This is a genomic window from Bacillus salipaludis (assembly GCF_004358205.1).
Genome location: NZ_SMYO01000006.1, coordinates 430,701 through 450,981, shown reverse-complemented (window position 1 = coordinate 450,981; position 20,281 = coordinate 430,701). Strand labels below are relative to the sequence as shown.

Annotated in this window: 20 protein-coding genes and 1 other annotated feature; of the genes, 4 read left to right on the top strand and 16 right to left on the bottom strand. The window is 39.2% G+C overall.

The window, feature by feature from the left end:
• Window positions 1-63: 63 nt before the first annotated feature.
• From E2K98_RS15285 to E2K98_RS15275, 3 genes are all read right to left on the bottom strand, one after another.
• Window positions 64-1,407 carry a serine hydroxymethyltransferase gene (locus E2K98_RS15285; protein WP_133335525.1) on the bottom strand — a complete coding sequence of 448 codons (1,344 nt, stop codon included), beginning with the start codon at window positions 1,405-1,407 and terminating at the stop codon, window positions 64-66.
• Between the two features lie 207 nt (window positions 1,408-1,614).
• Window positions 1,615-2,268, bottom strand: coding sequence for a GntR family transcriptional regulator (locus E2K98_RS15280; protein WP_133335523.1), 654 nt, complete (start codon window positions 2,266-2,268; stop codon window positions 1,615-1,617).
• Between the two features lie 60 nt (window positions 2,269-2,328).
• Complete coding sequence (locus E2K98_RS15275; RefSeq protein ID WP_165976291.1) at window positions 2,329-2,571, bottom strand: hypothetical protein; 243 nt, start codon at window positions 2,569-2,571, stop codon at window positions 2,329-2,331.
• A 154-nt stretch (window positions 2,572-2,725) separates the two neighbouring features.
• Here E2K98_RS15275 and E2K98_RS15270 point away from each other — a divergent pair, with 154 nt between their 5' ends.
• Window positions 2,726-3,694, top strand: a complete 969-nt coding sequence (locus E2K98_RS15270; RefSeq protein ID WP_133335519.1) for a DMT family transporter — start codon at window positions 2,726-2,728, stop codon at window positions 3,692-3,694.
• Window positions 3,695-3,767: 73 nt separating this feature from the next.
• Here the strand turns inward: E2K98_RS15270 and E2K98_RS15265 are convergent, their stop codons facing one another.
• On the bottom strand, window positions 3,768-5,093 hold the full coding sequence (locus E2K98_RS15265) for an MDR family MFS transporter (RefSeq protein WP_165976290.1): 1,326 nt from the start codon (window positions 5,091-5,093) through the stop codon (window positions 3,768-3,770).
• A gap of 183 nt (window positions 5,094-5,276) precedes the next feature.
• On the opposite strand from E2K98_RS15265, the gene E2K98_RS15260 reads away from it, so the two are divergent.
• Entirely contained in the window at window positions 5,277-6,191 is a 915-nt protein-coding gene (locus tag E2K98_RS15260; RefSeq protein ID WP_407921214.1) for a DMT family transporter, read from the top strand.
• Between the two features lie 64 nt (window positions 6,192-6,255).
• On the opposite strand, the gene E2K98_RS15255 is transcribed toward E2K98_RS15260, so the two are convergent.
• From E2K98_RS15255 to E2K98_RS15235, 5 genes are all read right to left on the bottom strand, one after another.
• Window positions 6,256-7,611, bottom strand: coding sequence for a sensor histidine kinase (locus E2K98_RS15255; protein WP_133335514.1), 1,356 nt, complete (start codon window positions 7,609-7,611; stop codon window positions 6,256-6,258).
• A gap of 1 nt (window position 7,612) precedes the next feature.
• Entirely contained in the window at window positions 7,613-8,302 is a 690-nt protein-coding gene (locus tag E2K98_RS15250) for a response regulator transcription factor (protein ID WP_133335512.1), read from the bottom strand.
• Between the two features lie 192 nt (window positions 8,303-8,494).
• Window positions 8,495-9,775 (bottom strand): threonine ammonia-lyase IlvA, encoded by a 1,281-nt coding sequence (ilvA, locus tag E2K98_RS15245; RefSeq protein WP_133335510.1) that lies wholly within the window; start codon window positions 9,773-9,775, stop codon window positions 8,495-8,497.
• Window positions 9,776-9,850: 75 nt separating this feature from the next.
• Window positions 9,851-10,108: a binding site (T-box leader), on the bottom strand.
• Between the two features lie 192 nt (window positions 10,109-10,300).
• A complete protein-coding gene (locus E2K98_RS15240) occupies window positions 10,301-11,269 on the bottom strand; it encodes an HD-GYP domain-containing protein (protein WP_133335508.1) in 969 nt (322 codons plus the stop codon).
• A 73-nt stretch (window positions 11,270-11,342) separates the two neighbouring features.
• Window positions 11,343-11,993, bottom strand: a complete 651-nt coding sequence (locus E2K98_RS15235) for a GGDEF domain-containing protein (RefSeq protein ID WP_133335506.1) — start codon at window positions 11,991-11,993, stop codon at window positions 11,343-11,345.
• 238 nt (window positions 11,994-12,231) lie between these two features.
• Between E2K98_RS15235 and E2K98_RS15230 the strand changes: the two genes are divergently transcribed.
• Window positions 12,232-12,747 (top strand): gamma carbonic anhydrase family protein, encoded by a 516-nt coding sequence (locus E2K98_RS15230; RefSeq protein WP_133335504.1) that lies wholly within the window; start codon window positions 12,232-12,234, stop codon window positions 12,745-12,747.
• Window positions 12,748-12,822: 75 nt separating this feature from the next.
• Here E2K98_RS15230 and pabC read toward each other — a convergent pair whose 3' ends face one another.
• From pabC to E2K98_RS15200, 6 genes are all read right to left on the bottom strand, one after another.
• Complete coding sequence (pabC, locus tag E2K98_RS15225) at window positions 12,823-13,674, bottom strand: aminodeoxychorismate lyase (RefSeq protein WP_133335502.1); 852 nt, start codon at window positions 13,672-13,674, stop codon at window positions 12,823-12,825.
• A 4-nt stretch (window positions 13,675-13,678) separates the two neighbouring features.
• On the bottom strand, window positions 13,679-14,272 hold the full coding sequence (gene pabA / locus E2K98_RS15220) for an aminodeoxychorismate/anthranilate synthase component II (RefSeq protein WP_133335500.1): 594 nt from the start codon (window positions 14,270-14,272) through the stop codon (window positions 13,679-13,681).
• Window positions 14,269-15,675 (bottom strand): aminodeoxychorismate synthase, component I, encoded by a 1,407-nt coding sequence (gene pabB / locus E2K98_RS15215; RefSeq protein WP_133335498.1) that lies wholly within the window; start codon window positions 15,673-15,675, stop codon window positions 14,269-14,271. Before pabB ends, pabA begins: the two co-directional genes overlap by 4 nt.
• Before the next feature lie 159 nt (window positions 15,676-15,834).
• Window positions 15,835-16,302 carry a flavin reductase family protein gene (locus E2K98_RS15210; protein WP_133335496.1) on the bottom strand — a complete coding sequence of 156 codons (468 nt, stop codon included), beginning with the start codon at window positions 16,300-16,302 and terminating at the stop codon, window positions 15,835-15,837.
• A 146-nt stretch (window positions 16,303-16,448) separates the two neighbouring features.
• Window positions 16,449-17,879, bottom strand: a complete 1,431-nt coding sequence (gene aspA / locus E2K98_RS15205; protein WP_133335494.1) for an aspartate ammonia-lyase — start codon at window positions 17,877-17,879, stop codon at window positions 16,449-16,451.
• 33 nt (window positions 17,880-17,912) lie between these two features.
• Window positions 17,913-18,917: an asparaginase gene (locus E2K98_RS15200; protein ID WP_133335492.1), complete on the bottom strand. Its 1,005-nt coding sequence runs from the start codon at window positions 18,915-18,917 to the stop codon at window positions 17,913-17,915.
• 188 nt (window positions 18,918-19,105) lie between these two features.
• Here E2K98_RS15200 and E2K98_RS15195 point away from each other — a divergent pair, with 188 nt between their 5' ends.
• Window positions 19,106-19,447 carry a helix-turn-helix domain-containing protein gene (locus E2K98_RS15195; protein ID WP_133335490.1) on the top strand — a complete coding sequence of 114 codons (342 nt, stop codon included), beginning with the start codon at window positions 19,106-19,108 and terminating at the stop codon, window positions 19,445-19,447.
• 36 nt (window positions 19,448-19,483) lie between these two features.
• Here the strand turns inward: E2K98_RS15195 and E2K98_RS15190 are convergent, their stop codons facing one another.
• The gene (locus tag E2K98_RS15190) at window positions 19,484-20,266 is read right to left on the bottom strand and encodes an arylamine N-acetyltransferase family protein (protein ID WP_133335488.1); all 783 of its coding nucleotides are present in this window, start codon (window positions 20,264-20,266) and stop codon (window positions 19,484-19,486) included.
• Window positions 20,267-20,281 lie beyond the last annotated feature (15 nt).

Below are 20,281 nucleotides of genomic sequence, written 5' to 3'. Positions count from 1 at the left end.
TCAAACTTTTACCACATACCCCAGAACCACTCAGGGGCTGGGGTTTTTCATTAATTAATCATATCAATCAAAACAGTAAAGGATTTTTTGATATCCTGATCGCATATCTATAACACGTTTTCTAACGGTTTCAACTGGCTCTTGATCCTCTAGGACTCGGACGATGTAGTCTGCAATGATATCCATCTCTGCTTCCTTCATCCCTAAGCGAGTGATTTCAATGGTTCCAATCCGTAAGCCGCTTGGATAATCCCAATCTTCCGGTTTATCGCTTGGAATTAAATTTTTGTTTGTGATAATATTCGCCTTGGCAAGTTTATGAGCCACATCCAATCCACCGCCAAATTTCTTCACATCAACAATGACTTGGTGCGTTTCTGTAAAACCTTTATGTGCGCCAAGAACCGTGATTCCTCTGTCATGAAGTGCCTTTGCCAGTGCTTTTGAGTTGGCAACAATTTGAGCCATATACTCTTTTCCGAAAGCGAGGAATTCAGCAGCTGATGCGGCGAGTGCCGCTACACGATTTACTTGGTGTGTTGCTGCAAGTGCTGGGAAAATCGTATTGCAAACAGGTTGTGTGAGGGTTGGATCATTCCAAACAATTATGCCGCTTTGTGGACCGCTGAAGGTTTTTCCCGCTGAACCTGTCATAATGCAAGCACCTTCGTTCAGTGGGTCTTGGAATTGGCCGCCTCCGATCAGTCCGAGTTGGTGGGCACCATCAAAGAATATTTTTCCGCCCCATTCACTTACGATTTCGGACATTTCTTTTAATGGGAATGGGAAAAGTGTCATCGATGCGCCAAGGGTCACTAATGTTGGTTTTACCTGTCTGGCTACTTTTGCAAATTCATCTATGTCTACTACTAAATCAATTGGATCCATTGGAACATCATAAATATTCAAGCCGCGGATCCCGGCCGGACCATCATATCGATTACTGGAATGGCCGCCTAATGGCTGGGCAATGGTCAAAATATTATCTCCCGGTTTTGTTAGGGCGGCATAAACCGTCATGTTTCCGATCATGCTTGCAACAAGACGATGGTCCGCATAATTGCAGTTAAATACTTTTTTGAGTAATTCCACGCAAAGAGATTCAATTTCATCGATATACTTTGTTCCGGAAAACCATCTTTGCGTAGGACCGATATGGCCTTCTGCTGCCCGTGTTCCTACTTCTGATGCTAATAATTGTCGGACGGTCGGGCTGGTTGGCGCTTCTGGAGCCAATAAATTGAGACATTCCTGTCCTCTCCAAATTGCGTTTCTGTCTACGGCATTAATGATTTCCTTTTGGATTAATCGTGGTGAGGAACTGTTTTCAACGATTTCCTTTGCCCAGTTTAATACCTTTTGGTCATGGACTTCGAGGTTTTGCGATGTGGTTGATGTTGAATTCATTTTACCTTTCCTCCTAATTGGTCAATTGAGTATCTTACTTCTGACTGATTTGGAGTAACATTTATCAAGGCTATTTTTTGTTTATGTAAAAATTAATTGGGCCTTGCTTAAAACCAATATATCGCATATCGATTGGATGGTCAATTTATTTTTTGATAATTTAGTTAATTGTCTCGATAAAAAACGAGCACGACGTTTTGCCGTACTCTACTCGGATTCCCCAATTAAAACTCTACTTAAACTCAACCAATTTTCCTCGACTAAGGCAGTTGCTAAGTTACTATTTTTTGCTTTACATGCTGCAATGATTTGCCGATGCTGCTCGAGTGAAAGATGACCATCCACAGAACTAAACTTAGAGAATTCCAATCTCCTGATTTTGGTCATTATTCGTTCTAGCGCTATTTCTATCTCCGGATTGTGAGAAGCTTTTAAGAGTACGTAGTGAAATTGATCATCTGCCTCCACTGCTCCAATAATATCCTTCTCTTCTAATGCCTTTTTCAGCTCGCAATTTTTGGCTTCCATTCGCTCAATTTCTTCAGTAGAAATTTGTTGGATAGCAAGGCGTGCAGCTAAACTGTTTAAAGCTGCGACAACCGTAAACGCATTCCGGGCCTCCTCCAAATTGATCTTCGTGATTCTTGTTTGCGAACCTGGCAGGGACTCAACAAGCCCTTCATCCTCCAGTCTTTTCAGCGCTTCTCTAACAGGAGTTCGACTAACCCCAAATTCCGCAGCCAAATCCTTATCCAATATGCGTTTCCCAGGTTCCAATTCCAAGGTAATGATTGCTTTTTTTAAAGATTCATATATTTGATCTCTTAATACAGGGCGGTCAATGGTTTTAATTGTTTTCATAAAACCAATATATCAACGAGTTTTTTGGTTGTCAATTGTTGTGAAAGGTGAATAATTGGCTCAAATTGTTTTATATTCATGTAACCATTGAAATGGTTTGTTCTCAGTTTCTTCTGTCAAGTCGGAAATAGTAGGAGGATAAGGATTTGTTCGGATATGCCTTTTTAGTTTTGTCATAACCATAGTAAAATTTAACTCTGGGCAGTAATTGAACCAAAAAGTAATGGTTTCATTTTTTGTCCTAAAGCCTTTATAAACGGATTCAATCAGGACTATAATTTTCAAAGCCTCTTGTTTGGTCATTTTGTCCTCCTCCTTATTTGTTATTTTTCCCATTTGACAAATAAATAATCTGATTGCCTTAATAACCACTATGCGATATATTGGTTTTATGAAAAAGACATTTAACAAAAATTAAATATTTATTATTTAGAGAATGAACAGAGGTGTACTTCAGTTGAAACCAATTTTACTCGGCATTTGTGCCGCCTTCTTTTTTGCTTTTACGTTTATTCTTAATTCATCTATGGAGTTGTCTGGCGGCAGTTGGATTTGGAGTGCTTCGCTCCGATATATTTTTATGGTTCCCTTTCTTATGTGTATCGTACTAAGTAGAAAAAATCTTCGTCCGCTTTTAAATGAAATGAGAAAAAAACCCGGAACTTGGGTCCTATGGAGTTCTGTGGGATTTGGTGTATTCTATGCTCCATTATGCTTTGCAGCAGCGTATTCACCTGGTTGGCTTATTGCAGGTACTTGGCAAATCACGATTATATCAGGTACATTACTCGCACCGTTATTTTTTGAAACAATATACACAAAAAATGGACCTTTACAAATAAGGGGGGAAATTCCTTATAAAGGTCTAATCATGTCACTTATCATTTTGTTAGGTATTGTTTTAATGCAAATTGAACATTCGAAACATTTTTCCTTTGAAAATTTATTACTCGGAGTTATACCTGTTCTGATCGCATCCTTTGCATATCCTTTAGGGAACCGTAAAATGATGGACATCTGTGAAGGGCGTTTAGATACTTTTCAAAGAGTGTTAGGGATGACTCTTGCAAGTCTTCCATTCTGGTTTGTACTTTCCTTATATGGCTTTTACACCGTTGGCCTACCAAGCAAGGGGCAGGCTTTCCAATCATTATTAGTTGCACTTTTTTCTGGAGTCGTTGCCACTGTCCTATTTTTCAAAGCAACGGATATGGTACGAGGAAATATTCAAAAATTAGCTTCAGTTGAAGCAACACAATCAATGGAAGTCCTTTTTACATTAGCTGGTGAACTAGTATTTTTGTCGCTGCCAATTCCAGCTCCTTTATCTTGGTGCGGTATTCTAATCGTCATCCTTGGCATGATTTTGCATAGTTATGTTTCAATTAAAAATGAAGAAAGCAATTGTGAAAAATCAGTGGCTTAAATAAAGCGAAAAAACCATCTTTTTAATGAGTCGGTTTTTTCGCTTTATTCTAATGACCAAATTATTCAAAAGATTAACCTTCATTTCCAACCGGTGATTTTGTCGGAATAAAAAACGTAACCACAATCGATAGCACACTGACACATAGGGCGAAAAGATAAATATTTTTCATCCCGATCACCATTGTCGCAGCATGATTGATAAACAGCCCCATGACCGTTACCCCTATGGACGTTCCAATGTTTCGAATAAAGATTTGCAGGGAAGTGGACATCCCCTTTATATCATTTTCAACAAATTCCTGTGATGCAATTGTTCCAACGGCGAATAATAAACCAAACGCAAATCCTTGAACGGTCAAAAGACCAAACAATAAAAAGTAGGATACGTCTTTAATGACGAAAAAGATGACCAAACCTGCAAGGGTACATATAAGATTACCAATGATAAACAGATGCTTATAACCGTAGCGTATAATCCATTTTCCTGCCGGTGTACTTCCAAAGGTCCAGCCAATGGCAATGCTTAATAGAATCAAGCCACTTTGATAAATGTTCATATGGCTGCCTTCTTGCAAAAACAGCGGGATATAGTTCGGTGTTCCGAAAAAAGAAATACAGAGAAATAACATGTAAAGATTGACCATTAAAGTTCCTCTGTTTTTAAACAAGGAAACCGGAAGAAATGGCTGCTCTACCTTCCGTTCAACAAGCAGGAATACAACCATTCCGACTATTCCACAGGCGACATACCATAATGGTTCTGCTACGTTTGTGGCGAGCAATAAAAGCGTGATGGAAAGACCGAATAAAACAAAACCTTTATAATCAATATAAGTCTTTTTAAATTGATTTTGTTCCTTGTAGGGGATTAAGCAAAGAACCGTCGCAATTCCAATTGGAATATTTATGAAGAAAATCCATCTCCATGTTAGGGTTTCAACAAAAAAAGAACCAAGAACAGGTCCTACAATTGAAGACAATGTCCATATTCCGCTAAAGACAGCTTGAATTTTCCCGCGTTTTTCAATCGTAAATAAATCACCGACAATGATCATCGAGATTGGCAGCATTCCTCCTGCCCCTAACCCTTGGATACCACGGTAAATAATTAACGAGACCATTGAATTGGCCAACCCTGCAAGCAAAGAACCAATGGTAAAGATTGCTACTGAAATGATGAGTAGCCGTTTTCTTCCGTACATATCGGATAATTTTCCGTACAGCGGCACGGTAACCGTACTTGCGAGCATATAAACTGAGAAGATCCAAGCAAACAGCTCCATCCCGCCAAGCTGTTTCACAATCGTCGGACTTGCTGTTTGCATAATATTGGCATCAAGTGCCGATATAAGGGTGGTAATGACCAGACCCCAAAATACATACTTATTTTTATTCATACAGACCCCCATAAAGCTTGTTGACTTCCATATTTTTCTATTAAAAATGAGTTACTTTACTATTATACAAAAACTAATGTTCTTTTTCTAGATTCCAAATTTAACAAATTGAATAGCCAAAATCTAATAAAGATTGTTATAATTTAGTATGTTTGTAATTTGAAGAGTTTTGGAGTGATTGATTTGGATTCGCAGGTTGTTGTTATGCCAAACCCCAGACCCAAGGGAGTTATTTTAGTACTAATTGGCGCTTCCTTTTGGGGGATTTCAGGTACGGTTGCACAGTTCTTGTTTCAAAAACAAGGATTCAGTGTCAGCTGGCTCGTAGTGATCCGGCTGCTTTTTGCTGGATTGGGGTTATTATTATTTTCCCGTTTTGGTGGAAAACAAAATATATGGACCATATGGAAAAATAAATCGGATGTATTGCAATTAATTGTGTTTGGAATCATTGGAATGCTCGGTGTTCAGTATACCTATTTTGCAGCTGTAAAAGAAGGAAATGCAGCTACCGCTACCATTATTCAATATCTGGCGCCGGTGATGATTACCTGTTATCTTTGTTTCCGTTCACGGGTATTACCTGCTAAACATGAAATTATCGCCATTTGTTTAGCGCTTTTAGGGACCTTTTTTCTCGTTACAAATGGGAATATCCAGGCACTTTCAATTTCCGGACCGGCGTTTTTCTGGGGAATTCTCTCCGCTTTTGCCTTAGCCTTTTATACCCTATATCCTAGGAAACTATTAAATACATGGGGTTCTTTGATTACAACGGGCTGGGGGATGCTGATTGGCGGTGTAGTTTTCAGCTTTTTTCAGCCGCCATGGCAATTTCATGGGTCGTGGTCGTTCTCTGCGTTGATGGCTGTTCTTTTTGTCGTTATCTTTGGTACGTTAGTCGCCTTTTTTTGCTATATGGAAAGCCTAAAATACATAGAAGCTTCAGAAGCAAGCCTCTTAGCATGTGTAGAACCATTATCTGCTGCGTTTTTAGCAGTAGCTTGGCTTCATGTTCCATTCGGTGTTTTTGAATGGATCGGTGCCGCCTCCATCCTTGCGACCATTTTTATTTTATCAGCGGTAAAACGGACTTAAACGGTATGGAGACTTAGTGAAAAATTCACAATGGTGCCAGGCACCGTGTGAATTTTTCACAATCTTAAAGAGGAAATAGTAATTCGACTTCTGTTCCTTTTTCTTCTTTGCTTTTTATTTTTATTTCCCCTTTATGCATTTTCATAATATTCTTGGCTATTGCAAGCCCCAGGCCAGTTCCGCCTGTTTCTCGACTTCTTGCTTTATCGACCCGATAAAATCGTTCAAAAATCCGATGAAGATCTTGCTTTGGTATGCCGATGCCGTAATCCTTTACAACAATAGAGGCAAAATGCTGCTGCTGATTCAAATATAAGTCGATTTGATCTTTACTATACTTGATCGCATTATCGAGAAGGATGATGATCACTTGTTTTAATTTCAGTTCATCCGCTAGGATATAAATATGTTCTTCACTGTGGTGGAGATGAATCTCCCGCTTATAGGCATTTTTTAGCTGTTTTTGAATCTCTTTACATAAACCGACTAAATCTACTTGCCTTAGATCCAAGGTCGTTTCTTTTTCGGAGGTGGCCATATTCAAGAACATTTCGGTCATTTTTTGGATCCGGGTTGCTTCCGAATAGATGGCTTCAATCGCTTCCGTTGACATTTCAATATTTTGTACCCCTCTTCTTCTTAAGAGGCTGGCATAGCTTTTAATGACAGTGAGCGGCGTTTTTAATTCATGAGAAGCATCTGAAATAAACTGGTCCTGTTTTTCCATATTTTCACTTAGCCGTTCAATCATTCGATTAAAGGTCGAGGCCATCTGCTCCAATTCGTCCCTTGTCCGATTTTGCATCACAATCTTCTTTGGGATACCACTTTGTTCAATGTCCTCCATGGTTTTGATCATATTAGAAATCGGACGCATAATGAAGCCGGATAACCATTTCCCGCCAAGCAGGGACAAGATACCGGATAGGACAGTACATACTCCAAGGACCCATAATAAAATATCTTTTCTCATTTCAAGTCCCATTAAGGCTTCTCCGATATCAAGAGTTGCTGTTCGGTTCATACTAGTTTTTATCGGAACTCGAACATAGATTACTTGTTTTTCTCCCGTTTCTGTTCCAATTAATATCCTGCCGGATTCCTGTTTTTTCGTATATTTTGGTTTAATCTTACTGGTTATTTCCTTATCATTGGTTACTTCTGTAAGTGTTTTTCCATTAGGATCAACGACCCTGATATAGGAATGGATGGTTAAAAAATCTTTTAACATTTCTGTTTGCTCTTCAGGATGAGCAGATTTAAGTTCATCGATAATATCATTCGCTTTTTGTAATAGGGCATCCTCTTCCATATTGACGGTAATTTTTAAAAAAGAAAAAAAGACAACGACATTAATAAGGATTAACACACAAAGCAGCCAGGCGGTTGTCGTTAGGTTAATTTTCGTGGTGATTTTCATGTTATTTCTCCTTAACGGTAAAACCTACTCCACGAACAGTATGAATTAATTCGGAGTCAAACCCTTCGTCCACTTTTTTGCGAAGATGGCGAATGAATACATCAATTACATTGGTCTCTCCTTCATATTCATAGCCCCAAACATTTAAGATAATATTATCTCTCGTGACAACCTTATTTTTATTCGTTACTAAATAGAGCAATAAATCATATTCTTTCGGAGTAACGGTGATGGAATTCCCATCTCTTGATACTTCTCGGGTATTTGTGTCGATCGATAAATCCCCTACAGTAAGTACAGAAGTATCTTCCGTTGGACTATGAATCGAGTGGTCTCGGATACAAGCACGAACCCTGGCCAAAAGTTCTTCGATTTCAAATGGTTTGGTTATATAATCATTGGCTCCTTGATCCAATCCCGTTACCTTATCCAATGTCATATTTCGCGCCGTTAAAAGAATAACCGGAGTTTGATTCCCTGCCTTCCTAAGCCTTCTTAGTACCTCGATTCCATTCATTTCAGGGAGCATAACGTCCAGTAAAATAAGATCGATGGGTTTTTCTGTTGCCATATTTAATCCTGATTTTCCATCATGTTCGACAAACACTTCATAGCTCTCATATTCAAGCTCTATTTTTAACACCTTAGCAATATTGACTTCATCCTCGATGACTAAGATCCGTTTTTTCATGATTTCTTTCTCCTTTTAAATAACTCTACCAATAATTTAACATGTTTCCTCCATTACTTTAGATTTTTCATGGATTATTAATATAATTTTTAGGGAGAGTTTAGGTAGTTCTTCTTCAGAAATATCGTACCATTTTTCTTTTTAAAATAAAAAATCTTCGGATCCAGAGGATTCGAAGATTAAAAAAGTTTACTAAACCAACATTTGATATAATGCTTTATCTTTATTCACTTCCCGATATAAAAATCCTTTTGCCTTAATCCGTTCCATTAATGGGAAGTAATCGTCTTTATCCTTTAATTCGATTCCAACTAGGGCCGGTCCAGTTTCGCGGTTGTTCTTTTTCGTATATTCAAAATGGCTGATATCATCATTTGGTCCAAGAACATCTAATAAAAATTCTCTCAATGCACCAGGACGCTGCGGGAATTGAACAATAAAGTAATGCTGTAAGCCTTCATAAATTTTGGAACGCTCTTTGATTTCCTGCATTCTTCCAATATCATTGTTCCCACCGCTGACAATACAAACGACTGTTTTTCCTTTAATTTGTTCCTTGTAGGAATCAAGTGCAGCGATCGATAAAGCACCGGTTGGTTCCACAACGATGGCATTTTCGTTATATAACGAAATGAGTGTTGTACAGACCTTTCCTTCAGGGACTACCAAAATATCTTCTACGAGGTCCTTACAAATCTCAAACGTATGTGCCCCAACGGTTTTAACAGCTGCACCGTCAACGAAAGGATCGATTTCTTTAAGAGAGGTGACCTTTCCTTTTGATAATGATTCTTTCATGCCAGGGGCACCCATTGGCTCGACGCCAATTAACTTAGTATTCGGAGAATATTGTTTCATATAGGTTCCAACACCTGAAACAAGTCCCCCGCCGCCGATAGCTGCAAATAAATAATCAATTGGCTCTTGAGAGTCATTAAGGAGCTCAACAGCGACCGTCCCTTGTCCTGCAATGACATCAAAATCATCGAATGGATGGATAAAGGTTCTTTGTTCCGCTTTACTGCATTCCATTGCTTTTTCATAAGCATCGTCAAAGGTATCCCCTACCAAGACAATTTCAACATCTTCCCTGCCCCAGAATTTTACCTGGTTCACTTTTTGCTTTGGTGTTGTGCTTGGCATGAAGATTTTTCCGTTAATTTTGAGAAGATGACAGGAATAGGCTACTCCCTGCGCATGGTTTCCGGCACTTGCACAAATAATCCCATTATGTAGATCTTCGCCGCTTAGTTTTTTAATCCGATTATATGCCCCGCGTATTTTAAAGGAACGAACACTTTGCAGGTCCTCGCGCTTAAGGTATACATTACACTCATATCGTTCAGATAGAATGGCATTGTATTGCAGGGGAGTGGGCGAAATTTCGTCCTTAATATTGTGACTGGCAAGGATAACATCCTCCGCAGTTAATGTTTGTTCTGTTTTGTCTGTTTGCTCAACTTGTTGTTTCATTCATGGTCCCTCCTAAATAATTGCACTTTCCAATTTCAAATTTCAATTTTTAAACAACAAAAAACCCGCCCCGTGTATAGGGACGAGTTAGCTCGCGTTACCACCCTACTTCCACAGCGAAAATTCCTCACTAAAGCTGCGGCTCTCAAATCAACGTACCGTATCATGATACGTGTTCCAATTTAACGGTGGACCCTTCCGGCCTAGCTTACTAACTTTTCAGCTACGCATCTCGGAGATGATTTTCAGAAATTTCCTGCTATCGACTCCCACCCAATGTCGACTCTCTGTTAAACAAGGAACAAATCCTACTCTTCTCGTCATCAATTCATCTTAAATTTGTTATAAGGTTACCACCGTAAATCGCCTTCGTCAATATATTTTGACTATTTTTATTATTTTGTCAAAGTTAAAACGCTTACATTGGAAAATGAAGGGTTTTTCACCGGCATCCTTCATTTTTACGGTTCATCCAAGGGAGAAGTTGTAGTTGGGGATGAAGGAGTTTATATACCCTCGTACCATTCATTGGCCGAGGGTTTTCGTTGTTTGGGATTTAAATAATATTTTTGAACTTTCCTTTTGCAAGTCTATTAAATGCTCCTCTTCAAATAAACGTAAAAATACTTCAGCAATTTCTGGATCAAATTGTGTCCCTTTATTTTGGTTAATTTCAGCTAGTGTTTTATGTACATCAAGCTCCGTACGGTAAATCCGCTTCGAGGTCATCGCATCAAATGTGTCCGCAACAGCTAAAATGCGGGCAATTAACGGAATCTCCTCGCCTTTAAGCCCGTGAGGATATCCTTTGCCGTCATATCGCTCATGATGATATAAAACGCCGTCTAATATTCCTGTTTCATGAAAGCTTGAAACATGCTTAATAATTTCATTCCCAATTAACGGATGCTCTTTAATAATCGAATATTCCTCTTCAGTTAGCTTACCCGGCTTCTTTAAGATATGTTCAGGAACCCCTATTTTTCCGATATCATGTAATAACCCAGCTTTTTGTGTCATATCACATAATTCAGCTGATAATTTCATTTTCTTAGCGATTTTCAAAGCATATTTAGCAACATTTTCAGAATGCTGTGAAGTATAAGTATCCCTGGAGTCCAGTGCTTTGGAAAGAACCTTAATCATTTCAATATTATCTCTTTTTATTCGCTGGTTATGTTTCATCAGTCCAACTGAAATGACCATAATTAATAGATAAGTGCCTAGTTGAACGAAAAAAGTGCCTGCATCAGGCAAATTTGGTGCAAAGGAATACCTGCAGGTCACAATGAGGGTGGTACATAACACTAGAAACAAGGGAGATTGATTATAAAAACCAATTCCTAAGAAAACGGTGGCAAGAACATAAAATATATAAATTCGTTCATCCATTAAAATGGTTAAGTTTAAAAACGTACTTAATAGTAAGATGCAAATGAATCCATAACGAAAGTAATTGGGCTTGTTTAACCATGATTGAATTCTTTTTTCCATTACATTTAAAACTCCCTTTTTTGAATCGAAATGAGGTAACCCGTAAATAAAACAATCCATCTCCTTCAAAAGATTAGGATACGGGAACAAATCCATTGCATTTCTTTTCTAATTTCGTTTTGTACATTTGTTGGTCTGCAAGCATTACAGCTTCTTCAAATCGTTTTGCTTGGTCAGGATAAATGGAATAACCAATGGAAACTGCGATATGATAGGTATTTCTTTCTGAGTTTAGTAGACAAGTTTCAATTTTACCTCTTATTTTTTCGGCTTCAATCTGATTGGTGTTTGGAGCGATTATTAAAAATTCATCCCCGCCCCATCTGAATAAGACTTCTGATTTATTTAAGGTTTTTGCAAGAAGCTCGGTTAGCATAATTAAAACTACATCACCGGTATCATGACCTAGTGAGTCATTAATCTCTTTAAAATTATTTACATCTAAAAGAAACACTGCCATCGATTTATTCAGCCGCTCCATTTTGGCCTTCAATTTAGGAAAAATTTTTTCAGTATAACGGCGATTATATATTTTTGTTAAAAAATCCTTTTCTGAATGAAATTTCACTAAATCATATTGCTTTCCAGAATACCATGCGAATAGAGAAAGGACAGGAATAAGTACGAGGTCCAATCTTGTAAAGGCACTGCCGTGAATGTAAAGACCAATCAAATAACTAACGATTATAAAAGCTAAAATAGATACTCTCCCCGTACATTTCATCTTCCCACCTGTTTCTACTATTGTGATAGTTTTATTCTACCATTGGGAAAAAAAAGAAGGATATTACCGTGAATTTTTAACAATTTTGTCGAATGTTTATTAAATATTTTTGACATTTTTGAAGTTTGGCTTGGCAAAATTGATTTGAAAATAGTTCTCATTTTTTTCCTTTACTATAGAGTGGTATACTAATAACTGAAGAGAGTTATTATTCAGATTTTTAAAAGGAGAGAAAAGAATGAAGATACCCTACAATGGTGTTGCCCCTTCGATCGACGAAACGGTATTTGTGGCACCTGGCGCATATTTAATCGGGGATATAAAAATTGGGAAGGAGTCTACCATTTGGTTTAATGCGGTTTTACGCGGGGACGAAGGCCCGATTTCCATTGGAGAACAAACAAGTATCCAAGATAATACCACCATCCATTTATACGAAGGTTGTCCAGTAGAAATTGGGGATGGAGTAACAGTTGGTCATAATGTGATTTTACACGGCTGCAAGATTGGCAATCGCAGTATCATCGGGATGGGCTCCACCCTCCTCGATCACGTCGAAATTGGTGACGAATGCATCATTGGAGCTAACACCCTACTCACAAGCGGAACCAAAATCCCGCCACGCTCCCTAGTCGTCGGATCACCCGGAAAAGTAGTCCGTGAACTTACAGAAAAAGACCTGCAACTTATCCAAATGTCCATCGAAGTCTACGTCCAAAAAGGACGAGAATACAAACAAATTCTCGAGAAGTGATAGTTTTTTTCTACAAAATTCGGGTGGTGCCTGGCACCACCCGAATTTTGTAGAATCTAAGATTTTATTTTAACTTTATTCTATGGACCAAAGCAGACTGCAGGATTCCCGGTAAATTTGATGGAGTTTTTTGACGAACAACCCGCTTCTCCCCGGCATTGTATGGCCTTCAAACTCCTTTATCGGTACAATTTCTTGGATGGAGTTGGTGACAAAGATTTCTTCTGCGCCCATCACCTCTTCTGCCTGGAAAAGTCCTTCTTCAACACCCATTCCTAAACGTTTAGCACTTTGGAGGATAAACTGCCGTGTGATCCCATTTAAAATGCCTGTCGCAATCGACGGTGTATATACGGTGTTTCCCTTTTTCCAAAAGATATTTGAAACGATCCCTTCGGCAATAGAACCTTCTGCTGTTAAAAAGATACCTTCTACTTCCGTGGAACTGCCAATCTCCCTTTTTGCCAAAAGATTATTCATATAATGATGTGATTTTAACCGTGTCAAACCCTCGGGTGTATTCCGCTTCAACTGCAAAAGAATGGCCTTCTTTTCTGCCATCTCCCCCGCATCAGGCAGTGGTTTTGCAAAAATAAGCACATTTGGTTCCCGGTAGGGTTCGACTTGCAATCCAACCTCACCCAGACCCGCTGATACATTAAAGCGGATATAGGCATTGATGAATCCGTTCGCATCTAACAGTACCCTAAGGGCATTACACACTTCAGCTCGTGTAAACTGTTTCTCAATATTTAGGACTTTGAGACCCTCGTTTAGACGGGCAATATGGGTGTCTAATAAAAAGGGATGCCCATTATAAACCCGAAAGGTTTCAAAAAGTCCCATTCCATATAAAAAGCCATGATCAAAAGGAGAAATGACCGCCTCTTCTTTTTTAACAATTTCCCCGTTTACATAAATAAACATGTGATTACCCTCTAACCGTGTGCGTCACTCTTCCATAATGGCGGACAAAATTTCGCAATAGATCTTTCCCAGCCGTTGTCATAATGGATTCCGGGTGGAACTGAACTCCTTCAATAGGAAGCTCTTTATGGCGAATCGCCATAATCTCCCCTTCCGCAGTCCAGGCAGATACCTCCAAACATTCGGGTAAGCTTTCTTTTCGAACAATTAAGGAATGATAACGAGTCGCTGGAAATGGATTAGGCAAATTTTCAAAAATTGTTTTTCCATCATGAAAAATCTCCGAGGTCTTTCCATGCATAAGACGCTCTGCTTGTACTACTTCTCCGCCAAAGGCCTGAGCAATCGATTGTTGACCCAGACAGACACCAAAAATCGGAATTTCACCCGCAAAAGCTTGGATTGCTTCTAGACTGATTCCGGCTTCATTTGGACTGCAGGGACCGGGAGAAACCATCAAGAATTTTGGGCGCAACTTGGAGATTTCCTCAATTGTTGTCTCATCATTTCGTTTAACGACTAAATCCTCGCCTAATTCTCCTAAATATTGCACCAAATTAAAGGTAAAAGAATCGTAATTATCAATCATGAAAATCATCGCTGTTTTCCTTTCCCTTCTGCCATTTCTTTTGCCCGCCAAAGCGCTGCGGCTTTTTTCAGTGACTCTTTATACTCATGCTTCGGATTAGAATCAATCACAATTCCCGCTCCTGCTTGGACATGTCCCATACCGTTTTTCACCAACATGGTCCGAATCACAATATTTAGTTCCATGTCACCGGAGAAATCAATCCAGCCAAGTGATCCCGTATAAATGCCCCTTTGAACCGGTTCAAGCTCTTCAATAATTTCCATCGTGCGAATCTTTGGAGCACCGGTAATCGTTCCTCCTGGAAAAACCGCATCAATAACATTAAAGCTATTTTTATCGGCCGCTAATTGTCCTCGAACATTCGAGACGATATGCATCACATGCGAGTATTTTTCAATGACCATAAATTCATTTACCTCAACCGTTCCATATGCACAAACCCGGCCGAGGTCATTTCGTTCCAAATCAACGAGCATCACATGCTCCGCCCGTTCCTTCTCATTTTCAATCAATTCATTGGCCAACTTTTGGTCTTCCGCCTCGTTTTTCCCTCTGGAACGAGTCCCTGCAATCGGCCGTGTGCTAACTTCATTGCCGTGCTTTTTTACCAAGAGTTCAGGCGATCCGCTGACTAATTGAAATTCTGGTGTATGGAAATAGCCCATATAAGGAGAGGGATTAAGCAGGCGCAATTGTTCATAGACGTCAATCGCTTCTACCTCCATGGGTTTTGATTGCCGAACGGAAAGATTGACTTGAAAAACATCCCCCTGAGCGATGTATGCCTGAACTTTCTTGACGGCATTGATAAACTGCTGCTCATCCATTGAAACTTCTAATGAATCCGACAGAATCAAAACGGTTTCTGAGGTTTCAACAGCCGGAATTTTTTCAAGCCAACGGCTCTCCCAAAGTGCAGCCTTTTCTTCGATAGGTTCTCCTTCTTCATGCAAAAATAATAACCATAATTCGTTTGTATGATGATCGAATACAAACCATTCTTTAAAAATTAAAAAGTAGATTTCCGGCATTTCGAGGTCATCTTTTGCAAGTGAGGGTAGTTTTTCAATATAACGACCATAGTCATAGCTGATGTATCCAATGGCACCGCCTTGGAAATCAGGCAGCCCTTCAATTCTATCGACATGGTATTGCCCCATCCATTCCTTTAATAAATGCAGGGGGTTTCCGTTTAACTGTTCTTGATGGTCTCCATCTTGTATGGTGAGTTGATGGTTTTTTCCCGTAATGATCTTCTCGGGATTAAATGCAGCGATGCTATACCGACCGCCCCGGCCGCTTTCTAGAAGTACATGATGACTGTAACCTGCTGCGATTTCACGATAGTGTGAAAAAAATGCTTCTTTCAAAAAGGGAAATTTTTTGCTGTATAAATGAAGCTGAACCAAAGATTGTCACTCCTATACGATTAGTCTTTTACATCATACATGATGAAAGCATAATTTTCATAGGATTAATTTTTTTATGGCAAACAAAAAGACTGAGCCGGGAAGCACAGTCTAATAGCATTCCTAGTTTACATAATATAATTATAGAATATTTACTATTTAATCTAACTCTTTTAATTCTCGATAGTTACCTTTAAAGTAAAGGAGCGGCTCCCCATCCTTCACCTGTAAATCCTGTACCTCTCCAATAAACAAAACATGATCTCCTGCCTCAACTTGATTAAAAACAGTACAAACAACATTCGCTAAAGCACCCTTTATAACAGGTAATTCACCAAATCGCTCAAAAATAAAAGGTTCTTCATCCTTTTTCTGTCCGGCAAATCTCATCGATTCCGCTTGTTGTTCACTGGCTAAAAAGCTCACAGCAAACCTTTTCGACTCTTGAAGAAAGCCCAACATTTTAGCTCTATTATCAATCGACACAAGAATTAACTTTGGATTCAAAGATACTGAGACAAACGCATTTGCAGTCATTCCATGGGCAGTCCCCTTCACCTCTGTGGTAATAATGGTAATCCCAGTAGCAAAGCTCCCCATGACATTTCGAAAAAAACGATCATCCATACGAAACACACTCCTAAAAAAGCCGTAGTATTAATCGTATGGTTTTATTTTGATTGTGATGATTAAATCAACGATAATTCGATGGTAAAAGTGGAAAGCAAGAATTACCAAACAAAATACGCCAGGCAAAATGCCTGGCGTATCTACTAATCTCTCTCCAACAATGCCTTTCCTGCAATCCCTGGATGCGTCATTTCATATGGATCAAGAATTAAATCTAGTTCTTCTTCAGACAATACATCATATTTTAAACAAAGATCACGTACAGAAGCTCCAGTTAAAATGGCTTCCCTGGCAATCCGAGCAGCTACTTCATAGCCAAGATGTGGATTAACCGCTGTAATGACACCAACACTCTTTTCCACATACTCTTTTAATCTATCTTCATTTGCAGTAATACCCTTTAAACAATGCTCCGTGAATACACCGAACGCATTATTCATAATACTAATCGACTGAAGCAGATTAAATACAAGAACAGGCTCCATAACGTTCAATTCTAATTGCCCAGCTTCAGATGCCAAGCAAATCGTATGATCATTCCCGATTACTTGGAAGGCCACCTGATTAATGAGCTCAGCCATCACTGGGTTTACTTTTCCCGGCATAATGGAAGATCCCGGTTGACGGGCTGGTAAGCTAATCTCTCCTAATCCAGCACGTGGACCAGAAGCCATTAAACGCAAGTCATTGGCGATTTTTGACATATTCATCATACAAACCTTCAATGCCGCTGATACCTCTGTATAAGCATCTGTATTTTGAGTTGCATCCACCAAATGTTCTGCACCAACAAGTGGTAATCCGCTGATGTCAGCAAGATGTTTTACAACAAACTCAATATAACGAGGATCCGCATTGAGACCGGTTCCAACTGCAGTTGCACCCATGTTTAACTCATATAAATGCTGGCGGGATTGCTTAATTCGCTTAATATCGCGTTCTAGTACTCGTCCATATGCTTCAAATTCCTGGCCAAGGCGAATCGGTACTGCATCTTGAAGATGGGTCCGCCCCATTTTGATTACATGGGCAAATTCTTGCGATTTTTGCATAAAGACTCCATGCATTGTTTCCATTGTACCCAATAATTTTTCAAGAAGATTCAATACCGAAATATGAATTGCGGTAGGGAATGAATCATTTGTTGACTGCGACATGTTGACATGGGAATTAGGACTGCAGTGATAATAATCACCCTTTTCATGTCCAAGTATTTCAATTGCACGGTTGGCAATAACCTCATTCACGTTCATGTTGATGGAAGTACCGGCACCGCCCTGAATCGGATCGACAATAATTTGGTCATGCCATTTCCCTTCAATCATTTCATCAGCGGCCTTCACAATGGCCTCACCAATTCCGTTATATAAGCGGTGAACATCCATGTTCGCCATCGCGGCAGCTTTTTTCACGATCGCCATTGCTTTTATTAATTCCTCATGGATACGATAGCCAGTAATTGGGAAGTTTTCCACTGCTCTTAATGTTTGTACACCGTAATAGGCTTCAACTGGTACTTCCTTTTCCCCTAAAAAGTCTTTCTCCACTCGCATGTTTACTTCATTGGTCAACATCCATATCGCCTCTTTGTTTTTAGTAAAAATCTATTACTCTTCTTTTTCGCCCTTAATCGATAAATCTTCTGCCAAAGGAGTTTCAAAAATAGTCTTGATCTCTTTAATAGAAGATTTCTGACCAAGAGCCCACATGAGCTTGGGCACAATGGCCTCGGTATTCATATCTCCCGATAAAATGACATCATGCTGGGCTACTTTACGACCTACTTCATATAAAAGTAAATCCTCACCTTCTTCAAGGCATTGAGTCGTAATCACAACCGCTATGCCCGCTTCAGTTAGTTCTTTGATTTTCACAAGAAGGTTGCGCCCTTCGAATGGCAGTCCGCCATTCCCAAAACTCTCAATTATTATACCTTTGTATAAACCTTTTAGGCAATCAAACACTTCCGGTTTTGTCCCGGGGTATAATTTCATTAAAAAAACATCGGTATTTATATTAGTATTCAATGCAAGTCCCACGCCGGTTGGTACAGGTTTCCACTGATATTTTACCTCTTTTTCATTCACATAGGCAACATAGGGGGCATTTACACTTTCAAATGCATCATAGCTTTTCGTTCGCATTTTTACAGCTCTCGTTCCGATGATCACCCGACCATCAAAAACGATAAACACTCCGCCAATGTCCTCTGTAGCAAATCTTAGTGCATCGGCCACATTCTTTTTGGCATCTGTCTTTTTAAAGCTAATCGGGACCTGGGACCCGGTTAATACAACAGGCTTGCGAAGTCCTTGCAGCATGTAGGAAAGGGCCGCAGAAGTATAGGCGAGCGTGTCCGTTCCATGCGTAATGACAAATCCGTCGTAATTTTCATAGTGTTGGTAGATCGCATGAGCCATTTCAACCCAATGCTCCGGCTGCATATTTGTGCTATCTATGTTCATGAGGAACTTGCATTCAATCTCAATGTTACCTGCTGATTTTGGGAAAAAGTGCAATAATTCATCGGCAGATAATCCGGGAACAAGCCCTTCGTTCCCTTCCACTGAGGCAATCGTACCACCAGTTGCTAATATTAAAATTTTCTTCAAAAAATATCACCCCGATTAGCAGAACAATTTTCATATCATTCGCGTTATGCGTATTTATACTTTAAATTATAGGATTAATTTTATATAAATCAAGCATTATTATTCAATTCGCGTACTTTTTTTCTATTCTAATCTTATAACCTATGATATAATTTTTTCAAAATCCTTTAGAGTGGAGTTTGAGACGAATGTTGGAGCGATTATCGGAATTACGAAAAGAACGAAAATGGTCCTTACAAGAAACCGCAGACCAACTGGGGATTGCCAAAAGCACCTATGCCGGCTATGAGTCGGGTTATCGTTTGCCATCATTACAATCCTTATCACAAATAGCCGATTTATTTCATACATCAGTAGATTATATATTAGGGAGAACAGAGGATTCATTGGCGGAACATTCAGTGATTGAAATTACCGAATTAATAGATTCCAACGAAAAAGTTTTGTCCCTGGATGGTGTCCTACTTTCAAAAGAGGAACTGGATGATTTCGTAGCCTTTGTGCGTGTAAAACGAGGATTAAAATCGTGAAGTTAAAATCCACCCATGCAATATGGGTGGATTTTATTAGGTCTGAATATCAAAACGGTCTTTTGCAAGCTCTTTATATTTTTTTTGATCAATATCCTGTTTATCTAGCTTACCATCGATCCATTCAGTAATAGATGTATCTGTTAAGGTCATGCTGCCCCTGTCAGTCAGCCTGGTAATTAACGGCTTTTTATTAAAAGGAGATTCCGGATGCTCGATAATGATTTTTTGTACCCCAGTTAATCTTGAATAATCGGTAATAGCCACTTTGGTATCAAAAGCATAGCCTATTTTCCAATCTTTGTCTTTATGTTTCAATTTCATGTAAAAAATATAATCCCCATGCTCAGTTTCCGTTTTCTCCGCTCGGAACTCGCCATTATTCGAGGTTACCACCTCTCCGGATAATGGAACAGGTTTTAAAGGGAGATTCACACCAAATCCTGTATCTACAAGATAGGGTTGCTCATTGTTAGTGATAATAGTTGCAACATGTGTTTTCCCGGTCGGAATCCAACGCTGATGATTGTGGTCGTAGACGACACCATAAATTAATTTTGCATCAATTCCATTTTCCAGTAAAAATAAATGGAGAATGCCATTTAGTTCATAACAAAGACCGCCCTCGTGTTGATCGATAATTTTGTTAATCAAGTTCTCTTTCGTGATTTTTTTTGCCTGATTTGCAATGATACCTATATTTTCAAATGGAATCGTTTTGGCTGTTTTTTCGAGAACGTCTTCTAAATTATCGAATGTAATGGTTTCGTTTGCAGGGAAACCTATTCTTTTCCGGAATTGTAAATTGAAATCGGTCATGAAGCTTGCCTCCTA